This window comes from Cryptosporangium minutisporangium (assembly GCF_039536245.1).
Classification (GTDB): domain Bacteria; phylum Actinomycetota; class Actinomycetes; order Mycobacteriales; family Cryptosporangiaceae; genus Cryptosporangium; species Cryptosporangium minutisporangium.
Window position 1 is genome coordinate 12214 of record NZ_BAAAYN010000023.1, and the last position, 12971, is coordinate 25184.

Consider the following 12971-nt stretch of genomic DNA (forward strand, 5'->3'; position numbering starts at 1 on the left):
TCATCTCCCCAGGTCGACGGTCTGGTTCAGGAACGCGGTGAGTTCGCGACGGTTCGGCAGCCCTTCGTAGTCGCCCCGGTTCTGGACGCAGAACGCCCCCATGGCGTTCGCCGTCCGCAGCCGGTCCGCCGGACCCAGGCCGTCGAGCGACGCGGCCAGGTAGCCGGCGGCGAACGCGTCGCCGGCCCCGATCGGGTCCACCTGGCGGACCGGGAAGCCCGGCGAGGTGAGTCGCTCGCCGTCCACGACCGCGACGCAGCCGCGCGCACCGCGTTTGAGCACGACCTCGGCGGGGCCGGAATCGGCGAGCTGGTCCAGACAGGCGTGGTCGTCCCAGCCCCACAGGGCGCGGGCCTCCTCGTCCCCCACGAGCAGGACGTCGACGTTGGGCAGCATCGCCTCGCTGGCGGCCCGCGCCGCCGCTGGCTCCCACAGCCGGCTGCGGTAGTTGACGTCGTAGGACACCCGGACGCCGGCTTCCCTGGCGGTTCGCGCCGCCCACGGCAGGAATTCGGCCGACTCCGGTGACAGGGCTCCGGTGATCCCGGTGAGGTGCAGGTACTCGGCGCCATCGAGGACCGCCGCGTCGAACTCCCCCGGCGCCAGGGTCGAGGCCGCCGACCCGGAGCGGTAGTAGTACACCCGCAGCGCACCGACGACCTCCTCCCGCAGGTAGAGACCGGTGGGCCGGTCCGCGACCCGCCGTACCGCCCTGGTGTCGACGCCTTCGGCGCGCACCCGGTGCAGCACCAGCTCGCCGAGTTCGTCCTCGCCCAGCGCGCTCACCCAGCCGGCCGGGACGCCGAGCCGCGACAGTCCGATCGCGACGTTGCTCTCCGCACCGCCGATCGACAGCGTCACCGCTCCGGCGTGCCGCAGCCGGCCCGGCGTCGGCGGGGCGACGAGCACCATCGTCTCCCCGGCCGTGACGACCCGTGGCCGGGGAACCGGCCACGGCTCAGCCATTGAACAGTTCTCGCAACTGCTGGTTGAAGGTCAGCACGGACAAGACGCCGAACAGCAGGAACGCCCAGATCAGCGCCGCGATCCGGCCGGCGCCGGGGCGAATCTCCTTCGGCAGCACCCGCCGGTTGATCAGCAGCAGCAGCGCCGAGTACATGAACATCATCAACCCGCCGGTGACCGCGGAGATGACGAGCAGGATCAGCGGCTGGGTGAGCCCGGCCAGCAGGACGATGACACCGATCGTCACGAGGCCCCAGACCAGCGCGAAGTAGATCTTGCTCTCGTTCGTCGACTTCAGATAGGCGGTCTTCAGGACGTCGGCCCCCAGCCGACTGGTGTAGTCCACGATTCCGAGCGCCGCGGCGAACAGCGAGAAGGCACCGATGATCCAGAAGAACGTGCCGAACCAGCCGCCGACGGAGTCGTTGAGCGCGTCTCCCTCCGCCTCCAGGAAGGAGATGTCGCTGGCCAGGCCTTCCTGGCCGAACACGGTGGCGTAGGCCAGCAGGGAGGTGAAGAAGATCGTCAGGAAGCTGATCAGCACGAACGTGCTCAGCTGCTCCAGGTTGGCGAACCGCCACCAGCGCCGCCACCGGGCGAGGTTCTCCTGCGTCGGCTCGAACACGAAGCCGGTCGAGGGTGCGGCCTCCGGATGGCCGGTGACCGGGCTGACGATCCGCGGCACGTACGCGCCCATGCCGAAGCCCTTGTCCCGGATCCAGTTGCTCTGGCACAGGTTCTGGCCACCTCCGGCGCCGGCGAACGCCAGCGCTCCGAGCAGCAGTGCGAACCCGAGCTCCTCGTGCGGTATCCCTGCCTTGGTGACGATCTGGCGGCTGTCGGCCCAGGCCGTCGCGCTGATCGCGGCCACCGCGGCGACGACGATCAGCAGCAGGACGGCCGCGACCTTGACCATCTCGATCTTCTCGAGCGCCTGGTACACCACCGGGGCCATGGTCAGGGTGAAGCCGATCAGGACCAGGATGCCGATCGCGATCGGCGTCGAGTTGCCGCCGAGGAGGTACGTGATGAGGCTGGCCGAACTCGTGGCCCAGCCCGGCCAGATGTTGGCGAAGTACGCCATGATCGCGAAGACCAGCCCCCAGTGCCGCCAGTACCGGCTGAAGCCGGTGAGCGCGGTCTCCCCGGTGGCGAGCGTGTAGCGCTCGATCTCCATGTTGAGGAAGTACTGGGTGGCCAGGCCCACGAACGCGGCCCAGACGAACACCAGCCCGACCTGGGACGCGATGTAGGGGTAGAGGATGAACTCGCCGCTGGCCATGCCGACGCCGGCCGCGATGACCCCCGGTCCGATGACGCTTCGGAATCTCGCTGGTGGCTCGGGCAGCTCCCGCACTTCGGGTGCGGCCAGGTGCTTGGTCGGGAACCGGTCCACCACCGAGGTGGGGCTTCCTCCGGTCGAAGGGACGCTGACCATGGTGCCTCCTTCATCCGTGCGCTGCGTCGTTGCCGCGGCGGAACAGGCTTCGTGCCGGACCCGGCGGGTCCCGAGCGAGGTCGGTCAGACCGAGACGTGCGGGTAGTCGCCTGCTGCGTGCGGTGTGAAGGCGACGTGCCGGTCGGTGAGGTCCTCGCTGCGCCGCACGCCGAGCAGCTGCATCGACCGCAGGTACTCCTCGGCGAGGATCTCGTAGGTACGGAGCACACCGTCCCGGCCGCCGGCCATGAGGCCGTAGAGGTAGGCGCGGCCGATCATCACCGCGTCCGCGCCGAGCGCACGGGCGGCGACGACGTCCTGTCCGTGCAGCACGCCGCCGTCGATGAGGACGGTCGTCTCCGGTCCGACCGCGGCGCGGATGGCCGGGAGCACGTCGAGGGTGGCCGCCGAGCGGTCCAGCTGCCGACCGCCGTGGTTCGAGACCACGATGCCGTCCGCGCCGTACTCGAGCACCTCCCGCGCCGAGGCCGGCGTCGTCACGCCCTTGACGACGAGGTTGCCGCGCCATCGTTGGCGTAACCAGGTCAACGAGTTCAGGTCCAGGCCCGGGTCGAACATCATGCTCGCGACCTCGCCCGGAGTCGGGCTGCCGGGAACGTCGGTGAGCGAGGCGAACGTCATCCCGCCGGTGGTCAGCTTGTTGAACCACCACATCGGATAGCGGGACATGTTCAGCACGGTCCGGGCGGTCAGCGTCGGCGGGATCGTCAGGCCGTTGACGACGTCCCGCAGGCGCATTCCGGAGACCGTGGTGTCGACCGTCAGCAGGATCGTCGAGTACCCGGCCGCCTCCGCCCTGGAGAGCAGGTCCTCGTTGATCCGCGGGTCGGCGGTGAAGAAGAGCTGGAACCACAGGTCGCCGTCGGGCGCTGCGGCCCGCACGTCCTCGATCGACGTCGTGCCCACCGTCGAGAGCGCGTACGGCACCCCGACGTGCTGGGCCACCGCGGCGACGGCGGCCTCCCCGTGGTGGTGCATCATCCGCGTGTAGCCGGTCGGCGCGAACACCAGCGGCAGACTGATACGCCGTCCCTGGAGGACGACGCTCGGATCGGGTTCGGCGACCGAGCGCAGCGCGTCCGGGTGGAACGTGACACGGCGGTACGCGGCGATGTTCCGCGCCGCGGTGATCTCCTCCTCCGCCGCGCCGTCCACGTAGTCGAAGACGGCCCGCGGGGTCGTGCGACGGGCCGCCTCGCGCAGGCCGCGGATCGAGAGGGCGCGCTCGAGCCGGCGCTGCGTCCGGCCCAGTTGGGGCCTGCGGAACTGCGCGACGTCACGCAGCTCCGACCACTTCGGTACCTGTCTGGCCGTCCTGACCGGCGCGAGGGGTGCCGGCGGGGTGTACGGAGGCCGTTTCGTTCCATCCCGGTTGCTCACCGTCTCTCCTCCCGTGGGACGGGGCGGACGCGGAGCTGCTCGTCAGTGGATGAGCTGGATCACACTTCCCCACTGAAGCGGCCCTCGAAACGGACAGCCGGCGCGACCATCGCGGAGAGCGGTTTCAGACGCGGAGCGCCTCCGCGGTGGCGGTGCCGGTCGCGTCGGCGACGGGGCCTTCGTAGACGACCGTTCCGCCGTACTTGCCGGGCCCTGGCCCGAGGTCGACGAGCCAGTCGGCGCGGCGGATCACGTCGAGGTTGTGCTCGATGACCACCACCGTGTGGCCGTGTTCGACGAGGTTGTCGAGGACGTTCAAGAGCGTGCCGATATCCCGCAGGTGCAGCCCGGTAGTGGGTTCGTCGAGGACGTAGAGCGTCGGTTCGAGTGCCTCGCGGAGCTCCTTGGCGATCTTGACGCGCTGGCTCTCGCCCCCGGAGAGGGTGGTGAGCGGCTGACCGAGCCGGAGGTAGCCCAGGCCGACGGCCTGCAGGGAACTCAACGCCTTCGTGATCGCCCGGTCGGGCAGGCGGCGGATGGCGTCGTCGATCGTCAGGTCGTCCACGTCGGCGATGGACAGCCCGTCGACCGTGTAGCCGAGCACCTCGGGGACGAAGCGTCGTCCGCCGCAGGTCTCGCAGATCGTCTCCTGCCCTTCCATGAACGCGAGGTCGGTGTAGATGACGCCGAGGCCGCGGCAGTCGGGGCAGGCGCCGTCGGAGTTGGCGCTGAACAGGCCGGCCGGAACGTCGTTGTAGCGCGCGAACAGCTTGCGGATGGGCGTCGCGATGCCGGTGTAGGTGATGGGCGTGGATCGGCGGTTGGCGGCGACCGGCTTTTGATCGATCACCACCGCGTCGTGCTGGGCGACCAGCTCGGCGGCGAGACTGGACTTCCCCGAGCCGGCGACCCCGGTGAGCACGGTCATCACTCCGGCGGGGATGTCGACCGTGAGGTTCTTCAGGTTGTTGCGGGTGGCGTCCGTGACGATGATGCGCCCGCGCGGCGTCCGGGGCCGGTCCTCGAGCGGCTGCTGCCGGGACAGTTCAGCCGCGGTGAGGGTGTCTGCTCGGCGCAGCTGCGCGAAGGTTCCCTGGAAGACGAGTGTGCCGCCGCGCTCGCCGGCTCCCGGGCCGATCTCGATGATCTGGTCTGCGATGGCCATCACCGCCGGGTCGTGTTCGACGACGAGGACGCTGTTGCCCTTGTCCCGCAGACGCTGGAGCAGCTCGGTCATGGACGCGACGTCGCGCGGATGGAGGCCGACGGTGGGTTCGTCGAAGATGTAGAGCATCTCCACGAGGCTGCTGCCCAGGTGCTTGACGGTCTTTATCCGCTGCGACTCGCCGCCGGACAGGGTCGAGGTGCCGCGGCCGAGGTGGAGATATCCCAGCCCGATCGCGACCAGGGCATCCAGCCGTGCCTTCAGAGCGGCCACGACCGGCGCGACGTTCGGATCGGTCACCGTGGTGACCAGCGCGGCGAGCTCGCTGATCTCCGTGCGCGCCAGCTCGCCGATGGTGAACCCCAGCACGGTGGCGGTGCGGGCGGCTTCGTTGAGCCGGTCTCCGCGGCACTCCGGGCACAACGCCGAGCGGGTGAACCGGGCGAGGGTCTCGCGCTTCCGGTCGGAGAGGTTGTCGGCGGTTCGCAGGTAGATGCGTTCGAAGCGTTCGACGACGCCCTCGTACTGCTTGGGGAGCCTGCCGCTCAGACGTGCGGCGTGTTCGCCGCCGTACAGCAGTGCGTCGCGTTCGGCCTGGGTCCACTCGCGCAACGGGGTGTCGGCGTCGAACGTGCCGATGTCGGCGTACTGGGCGTACCAGTAGCCGCCGTTGCCGAACCCGGGCAGCAGGATGGCGCCCCCCTTCAAGGACTTGTCCAGGTCGAGGAAGCGCTCGACGGCACTGACGACGACCTCGCCGATGCCGGAGCACGTCGGGCACATGCCGGTGCGGTCGTTGAACGAGAAGCGATTGGACTCGCCGACGTGCGGCGTGCTCACGCGGGAGAACAGGAGCCTGAGGTAGGTCCACGCGTCGGTGATCGTCCCGACCGTGGAGCGCGCGTTCCCGCCGATGCGTCGCTGGTCGATCACCACGACCGAGGAGAGGCCGTCGATCCGCCGGGCCTCCGGCCGCGCCCACTTCGGCAGCCGGTTGCGTACGAACGGGGGGAAGGTCTCGTTGAGCTGGTAACCGGCCTCGGCGGCGATCGTGTCGAACACCAGCGACGACTTGCCGGAGCCGGACACTCCCACGAACACCACGATCCGGCCGCGGGGCACGTCGACGTCGAGGGCCTTCAGGTTGTTGGCTCGCGCTTCCCGAATCTCGATCATTCGCTGCGACATATCACCGACGGTAGGACGAGATGTGGTCAGAATCTGTCCGCGATTGCTCCGACAATGGGGTCATGAGCGACGTCACTCAACGCACCCTCGCTCTGCTCGCGCTGCTGCAGACGGGGCGGGCGTTCAGCGGCGACGAGCTCGCCGGCCGCCTGGACGTCAACCCGCGCACACTGCGACGAGACGTGGATCGGCTCCGTGGTTACGGCTACCCGGTGGAGACCCAGCCGGGCCCCGGCGGCTACTACCGGCTCTCGGCCGGCAGCGCGATGCCGCCACTACTTCTGGAGGACGCCGAGGCCATCGCGACCCTGCTCGGGCTGGCCCTCCTCGCCTCCACCGGCATGGCCAGCGAAGGAAGCATCGGCGACGCGGCGACGCGCGCTTACGGGAAGGTCGATCAGTACCTGCCCAAACGGTTGCGTGCCCGAGCGGCGGCCGTCCGCGCCAGCGTCGAAGCCGGGCAGGTGCACGCCCCGAGCACTGGTGTCGACACGATGAGCGCGCTCGCCGACGCCATCCACCGCCGGCACGTGGTGACGTTCGACTACGTCGGAGCGTCCGGGTCCACGACCGAACGCCGGGTCGAGCCGCACCGCCAGATCCACCACAGCCTGCGCTGGTACCTGCTCGCCTGGGACGTCGACAAGCACGACTGGCGGGTGTTCCGCACCGACCGGATCACCGACCTCCAGGAGCGCAGTCAGGAGTTCGCGCCTCGCCCCCTCCCCGCCGACACCGGCGTCGACTACCTGCGCCAGGGTCTCCGCAAGCCGCGGCAGCGGGTGGTCCTGACGATCGACGCACCGGCGATCGCCGTGGCCGACGCGCTCCGGTACCAGGACGTCGAACTCGTCCCCCTCGCCGCCGACCGCACGCGCGCCGTCCTGCGCGTCGACTCCTGGCAGTGGCTGCTGCTCAACCTCGCGTTCCTCGACGCCGACTTCACCGTCGACGAGCCGGACGCGTTCCGCACCGCGCTCCGACGATTCGGTGCCCGCCTCGGCGGGCAGGAAACGGATCAGGCCGGGTGACCGAGAACGGCGCGAACGTAGCCGGCGAGTTCGCTCCGCACGTCGTCGAGCGGGTTCGTGCTCCGCGCCGCCCGGGCCAGCAGGAGCCCTCCTTCCACGGCGGCGACCACCAGCGTCGCGGCACGCGCCGCACGGGAAGGAGCGGCTCCGTCCCGCGTGAACGCCGCCGCCAGCACGGACTGCCACGCCGTGAACGTCTCGGTCGACGCCGTCGCGAGCGTCGTATCGGACGGCGCGAGGTCCAGCGCCACCCCGGCGACCGGGCACCCCTGGCCGAATTCACTGCGGCGTAGCGCGTCCTGCGAGGCGTCGAGGAAGAGCGCGACCGCCTCGTCCGCCGGGAATCCTCCGGTCAGCCGGCTGAGCGCCTCGGTACTCCGCTGGGCGTACCAACGCAGCGCCTCCTCGGCCAGCTGGACCTTGCCGCCGGGGAAGTGGTGGTAGATCGACCCCCGCGGAGCGCCGCTCCGCTCGATGACGTCGCCGAACGAGGTGCCCGCGTAGCCGCGCTCGCGGAACAACTCGACCGCCGCCCGGATCATTCGGTCCCGGCTGTCAGATCCCACGTCCACCTCCCCTTGACTATGACGACCAACATAGTGCACGGTGCTGGACTATGACGGTTGGTATAGAGACGCAGCCTCAACTGGTCCTCACCACCCCCGGCCGCGCGGAGTGGACGGAGGTGCCCGTCCCCGTCCTGACCGGACCCGGTGAGGCTCTCGTCCGGCCGGTCGCCGTGGCCACCTGCGACCTCGACACGATGATCAACGCGGGCTCCTACCCGCTGCCGCTGCCCTACGCGCTCGGCCACGAGTTCGTCGCGGAGGTGCTCACGGTCAGCGAGGGCGTCACCGTGGCCGCGCCCGGCGATCTCGTCGTGGTGCCGTTCCAGATCAGCTGCGGCGTGTGCCGGTCGTGCCGGCGCGGACGAACCGGCGACTGCAACGCGGTGCCGCCGCTCTCCGCGTACGGCCTCGGCGCCATGGGCGGCGACTGGGGCGGCGCGGTCTCCGACGTCGTCCGGGTGCCGTTCGCCGACGCGATGCTCGTTCCGATGCCTCCCGGCGTCGATCCGGCCGCCGCGGCCAGTGCGGACAACCTCACCGACGCCTGGCGCACCGTCGCGCCGTACCTCTCCGACACCGAAGACGACCGGCGGGTCCTCGTCTTCGGGGCCTGGTCGATCGGCCTGTACGCGGTCGCGATCGCCCGTGCCCTGGGCGCCGCGGTGACCTACGTCGACGACGACCCCGGCCGCCTCGCGGTGGCGGAGCAACTCGGCGCCACCGCCCGGGAGGTCGCGGAGAACGCCCGCCTGGAGCTGGCGCCGCTGACCGTCCACACCACCGGCCGGCCGGGTCGGCTGCGGCAGGCGATCAAGGCCACCGAGCCCGGCGGCACGCTGGTCGACACCGGGATCTTCCCCGCGGAGCAGCCGATGCCGCTGATGCGCATGTACACCACGGGCCTGACGTTCGTGACCGGACGCGCCCAGTGTCGCCGCGACCTCCCCGCGGTACTCGACCTGATCGCCGCCGGAGCCCTCGCTCCCTCGGTCGTCACCGGCCACACCGCGGGTTGGTCGGACGCACCCGCGGCGTGGGCCGGACACACCCACAAACTCGTCCTTCGCCGCTGAGCACCGCTTACTCGGGCGCCGCCGCCACCTCCACCCGGTCGCTCTCCCCGTTCGACAAGAAGCCGGCCAGCTCGCGGCCTTCCTCGGCGACGGCGGTCCGGTCGGCCGCCGAGAAGGGGCGCAGCGGCGTCACGACCACGGTGCCGGCCTCCACGGTCCACAGTGCTGCGACCCGCCCGTCGACCAGCACGGCGCGCTGACCGGCCACCGAGAGCCCGCGGTGGGCGTCGTCCACGATCCGGGTGCGGTCGTCGTAGCCGAGGATCGCGTTGTCGAAGGCGGGCAGGTAGCGGACCGGGGCCGGTGTGTCCGGGTCGGGACGTGGAGCGTCGGGAAGGTCGAGCAGCTCCCGGCCGCGTTCGTCGCGGAATGCGACGAGTTCGGGCCGGACCGCCGCCACCGCGTGCGGCAGGCCGGCGAGGCCGCACCAGGCACGCAGGTCAGCCGTGGCGGCCGGGCCGTACGCGGCGAGGTAGCGGCGGACCAGCGCCTCACCCACCGGGTCCGAGCCCGGCGCCGCCGGCGGATCGACCGCCCGCCCCAGCCACGCTTCCATCGGGAGGTTCTTGACGCCGGCGGTCGCGCGCCAGACCCCCCGCGGCGGAAGCTGCACCATCGGGATCAGGGAGCCGACGACCGCATCACCCAGGACACGCGCGCCGACGTCCGGCCAGCGGTCGGCGAGCACCTTGCCGACCTCGCTCGTCGAGCGGGGCTGCCCGTCGGCCATCAGCCGAGCTCCGGTGGCGGCCAGCTCGTCGAGGTCGACGCCGTCCAGGTCGCGCCGGTACACCCCGAGCATCCGCTGGCGGAGCATGGCGTCGTGACGGGAGCGCCAGGCCAGCGCGTCGTCGGCGGTGAGGAGGTGGATCGTGCGCCGCATCAGGCCGGTGCGGACGACCTGGCGGTCCAGGAGGAGGTCGGAAAGCTCGGCCGGGTCGAATCGGCGCAGCCGCGACCAGAGCCCGACGAACGGTTCCTGCGGCTCCTGCGCTTGCAGACCGCAGAGATGAGCGACGGCGTCCAGAACCGGAACATCCGCCCGTTCGAGCAGAAACTGGCGGGCCAGCGCCGCACGGTTCAGCGCGCGGGCACTCAGTCGGGTGAGCATGCCTCAACGGTCGCATCCATACCGGTCAGGTACTGACCGCAATTAGCGAATCCGTCGATCGTCCCGGCCCGACCCGAGGCCATCGTGCAGCAGGTCGAGCCCGTGCGCGATGACGGCGCCCAGGTCGGTGGCGGCACCTGACTCGGCCCAGCGCAGGATGGCCATGTTGATCATGCCCATGATCGCGGCACCGCCGAGCAGCGCGTCCTCTTCGCGCGGGACGTCGGAGGCGAGGAGCTGCGCCATCGCCTCGGTCCAGGCGCGGTCGCGAGCCGCGGCGGCCTGGGCGAGGGAGGGTTCGGCCATCGCCAGCCGATAGGCCGCGAGCACGCGGTCGGTGTCGCGCTCGATCAGTTCGACGACGGCCGCGCAGACACGCTGCACGAGCACCCAGCCGGTGGCGGGCTCCTCCGCGACCACCCGCTGCAGGGCTTCTCGCCACTCGTCCTGGACCGCGAACACGTAGTCGGCCTTGGTCGGGAAGTACCGGAACGCGGTGGGCCGGGAGACGCCCGCTTCGACCGCGATCTCGGTCACCGTCGTGGCGCCGTACCCGTTGGTCGCGAACAGTCGCTCGGCCGCGTCGAGCAGCGCGGTACGGACCCGTGCCCGCCGTGCAGATGTGAGAGACACCCCACTCCTCTCTTGATACTCAGTATCAGGATAGGCCTACTGTACTGATACTGAGTATCAGGAGGTGGCTTCGATGGCCGACACCGTGTCCTCCCCCGAGTCGCACCGGGTTCACTCCGCGCAGCGAAGTACCGGCCCCACCGGGCCGTCGATGGCGGTCCGCCGGAACGCGGCGAGCGCGGCCGGCGTGGTGCTGGTTCTCGCTGCGGCCGTCCACGGCTACTGGGCGGCGGGCGGACGCTGGCCGGGTTGGGACGAGGCATCGCTGGCGCAGCGCGTCGTCGGCGACACCGTCCACTTTCCGTCCGCCTTCGCGACCGCTTCGGTGGCGGCCCTACTGGGCGGCGCCGCCGCCCTGCTGCTGATCCGCGCACGGCTCCTCCCGCCCGTCCTGCCGACCGGCCTCCAGCGCCTCGGGCTCGTGCTCCTGGCCGGGGCGCTGGCCGCGCGCGGCGTCCTCGGAGCGATCACCTCGGCGCACGCCCTGGTCGGACGAGGCGCCGACGTGCCGTACTACCGGTTGGATCTGCTCGTCTACTCCCCGGCCTGCCTCGTCGTCGCCGCCCTCACCGTCGTCGCCCTGCGGAGCGGACGACGACACGTGGACGAGATCTCGCTGGCCCGGCTCTGGCCCCGCCGCGCGCCGGGAGCCGCCCTGCCGCCCGGCCAGCGGCTGCTCGAGGTCTTCCCGCGCTTCTCCGACGATCCGCGCCGGCCGCTGCCGCCCTTACCCGCAACGGCCGAGCTGACGATCGGCGGCGCCGTGGTGCACCCGCTCCACCTCGACCTCTCCGCCCTGGCCGGGGCCGTCCCACGAACCCAGCTCACCGCCGACTTCCACTGCGTGACCACCTGGTCGGTGCGCGATCTCACCTGGAGCGGCTTCTCGTTCGCCGAGGTCTGGCGACAGGTGATCGTTCCGCGGTGCGAGCCGGATCCGGACAGCATCGGCGTCGTCGTCCGGGGGGCGGACGGCGTCCAGGCGATCATCGACCTCCGTGACGCGCTGCAGCCCGACGTCCTGCTCGCCGATCAACTCGACGGAGCGCCGCTCAGCCCGGTGCACGGCGCACCGCTGCGGTTCGTCAGCCCGCAGCAGTACGGCTACAAGAACATCAAGCACGTGAGCCATCTCGAGGTCTTCGTCCGTACTCCGGAGAGCACCTTCGGCCCCAAGGAACACCCTCGCGCCCGGGTGACTCGGGAAGAGCGGCACTCCCGCCTCCCAGCCACCGCGCTGCGCTGGCCCTACCGGATCGTCGTGCCGCTGACGGCACGGCTGTCCGAACGATCTACCCGGAGCAGCACGCGACGATCGGCACGGTGACGCGAACCCGGGCGGCTCAGGCCGGCCGACTCAGGCGGGGCGACTCAGGCGGGGCGACTCAGGCCGGGCGACTCAGGCCGGGCCGGTGACCGCCGAACCGCGACGGCGGCGCGAGAGCAGCATCTCCCGGGCGAGCCGGGCGATCTCCCGCGTCGCCGGTGACAGCACGGTCGACTCCCGCTGGATCAGCGCGATCGTGTCGTAGAGCGGCTCGGCGAACGGCACGGTTCCGACGCCGGCCGGGAAACTGATGCCCTGGGACACCGCCCGGCACACGAACGTATCGCCGACGCCGCGCGCGACGAGCCCCAGCGCGGCCTCGACGTGCTCCACCTCGATCCGGGCCTCCAGCTTCACCCCGGCCAGCTGAGCGCGGTCGGAGAGCTGGCGGCGGGTCGGGTCCTTCCAGCCGTAGTGCGCGTCGTAGAGGATCAGCTTGGCCTCGGCCAGCTGCCGGGTGGTGATCGGTTCGGTCAGGTGGGTGGGATCGGCGCTGGCGTACACCACCTCGTCGCGCAGGAGCGGCCGGACGGTGAGGCCCTCGTCGTCGATCGGCAGCACGACCAGGCCCGCTTCCAGATCGCCGGCGGCGACGGACGCGGCGACCTCGACCGAGTTCTGTCCGACCAGTCGCACCCGGACGTTCGGGTACGCGTCATGGAACTGCTCGACGAGGTTCCGCAGCAGGTAGTAGTCCGCGTTGCGCAGGACGCCGAACGTGGCCACCCCACCGCCGAGCGAGCGTAAGGAGCGCAGCGCCTGCTGTCCGCTCTCGGCCGCCGCGACCGCCTGCTCGGCGTAGGGCAGCAGCTCCTCACCGGCCGTGGCCAGGATCAGTCGCCGCGGCCCACGAGTGAACAGCGGCAGCCCCTGTTCCTCTTCCAGCCGACGGATCAGCTCGGACACCGAAGCCTGTGACATCTGCAGCGAGGTGGCTGCCGCGGTGAACGAACCGGTACGGACTGCCGCAAGAAAGGCGCGCAACTGGTTGAGCGTCACGACCGCGAGGCTAGCCATAGGGAAACACGAAGGGAAGTACAAGAAACATCAGGCTAGACCTGCGGCCTGA

Annotated in this window: 11 protein-coding genes; 3 read left to right on the forward strand and 8 right to left on the reverse strand. The window is 71.0% G+C overall.

Annotation, left to right across the window (positions count from 1 at the left end):
* The 4 genes from ABEB28_RS16780 to ABEB28_RS16795 all read right to left on the reverse strand — a co-directional run bounded on the left by ABEB28_RS16780 (nt 1) and on the right by ABEB28_RS16795 (nt 6158).
* Nucleotides 1-966 carry a sugar kinase gene (locus ABEB28_RS16780; RefSeq protein ID WP_345729043.1) on the reverse strand — a complete coding sequence of 322 codons (966 nt, stop codon included), beginning with the start codon at nt 964-966 and terminating at the stop codon, nt 1-3.
* Nucleotides 959-2404: an Nramp family divalent metal transporter gene (locus ABEB28_RS16785; protein WP_345729044.1), complete on the reverse strand. Its 1446-nt coding sequence runs from the start codon at nt 2402-2404 to the stop codon at nt 959-961. Before ABEB28_RS16785 ends, ABEB28_RS16780 begins: the two co-directional genes overlap by 8 nt.
* 84 nt (nt 2405-2488) lie before the next feature.
* A complete protein-coding gene (locus ABEB28_RS16790) occupies nt 2489-3805 on the reverse strand; it encodes an alpha-hydroxy acid oxidase (protein ID WP_345729045.1) in 1317 nt (438 codons plus the stop codon).
* Nucleotides 3806-3929: 124 nt separating this feature from the next.
* Nucleotides 3930-6158, reverse strand: a complete 2229-nt coding sequence (locus tag ABEB28_RS16795; protein ID WP_345729046.1) for an ATP-binding cassette domain-containing protein — start codon at nt 6156-6158, stop codon at nt 3930-3932.
* Nucleotides 6159-6220: 62 nt separating this feature from the next.
* Here ABEB28_RS16795 and ABEB28_RS16800 point away from each other — a divergent pair, with 62 nt between their 5' ends.
* Nucleotides 6221-7189, forward strand: coding sequence for a helix-turn-helix transcriptional regulator (locus ABEB28_RS16800; RefSeq protein WP_345729047.1), 969 nt, complete (start codon nt 6221-6223; stop codon nt 7187-7189).
* Here the strand turns inward: ABEB28_RS16800 and ABEB28_RS16805 are convergent.
* Nucleotides 7177-7755, reverse strand: coding sequence for a TetR/AcrR family transcriptional regulator (locus ABEB28_RS16805; RefSeq protein WP_345729048.1), 579 nt, complete (start codon nt 7753-7755; stop codon nt 7177-7179). The two genes, ABEB28_RS16800 and ABEB28_RS16805, sit on opposite strands and share 13 nt — an antisense overlap.
* Nucleotides 7756-7874: 119 nt before the next feature.
* On the opposite strand from ABEB28_RS16805, the gene ABEB28_RS16810 reads away from it, so the two are divergent.
* Complete coding sequence (locus ABEB28_RS16810) at nt 7875-8831, forward strand: zinc-dependent alcohol dehydrogenase (RefSeq protein ID WP_345729049.1); 957 nt, start codon at nt 7875-7877, stop codon at nt 8829-8831.
* 7 nt (nt 8832-8838) lie between these two features.
* Here ABEB28_RS16810 and ABEB28_RS16815 read toward each other — a convergent pair whose 3' ends face one another.
* Both ABEB28_RS16815 and ABEB28_RS16820 read right to left on the reverse strand, forming a co-directional pair.
* Complete coding sequence (locus tag ABEB28_RS16815) at nt 8839-9942, reverse strand: winged helix DNA-binding domain-containing protein (RefSeq protein ID WP_345729050.1); 1104 nt, start codon at nt 9940-9942, stop codon at nt 8839-8841.
* 42 nt (nt 9943-9984) lie between these two features.
* On the reverse strand, nt 9985-10575 hold the full coding sequence (locus ABEB28_RS16820; RefSeq protein ID WP_345729051.1) for a TetR/AcrR family transcriptional regulator: 591 nt from the start codon (nt 10573-10575) through the stop codon (nt 9985-9987).
* A gap of 73 nt (nt 10576-10648) precedes the next feature.
* Between ABEB28_RS16820 and ABEB28_RS16825 the strand changes: the two genes are divergently transcribed.
* The gene (locus ABEB28_RS16825) at nt 10649-11902 is read left to right on the forward strand and encodes a molybdopterin-dependent oxidoreductase (protein WP_345729052.1); all 1254 of its coding nucleotides are present in this window, start codon (nt 10649-10651) and stop codon (nt 11900-11902) included.
* Between the two features lie 72 nt (nt 11903-11974).
* Here ABEB28_RS16825 and ABEB28_RS16830 read toward each other — a convergent pair whose 3' ends face one another.
* Nucleotides 11975-12919, reverse strand: coding sequence for a LysR family transcriptional regulator (locus ABEB28_RS16830; protein WP_345729053.1), 945 nt, complete (start codon nt 12917-12919; stop codon nt 11975-11977).
* Nucleotides 12920-12971: the final 52 nt, after the last annotated feature.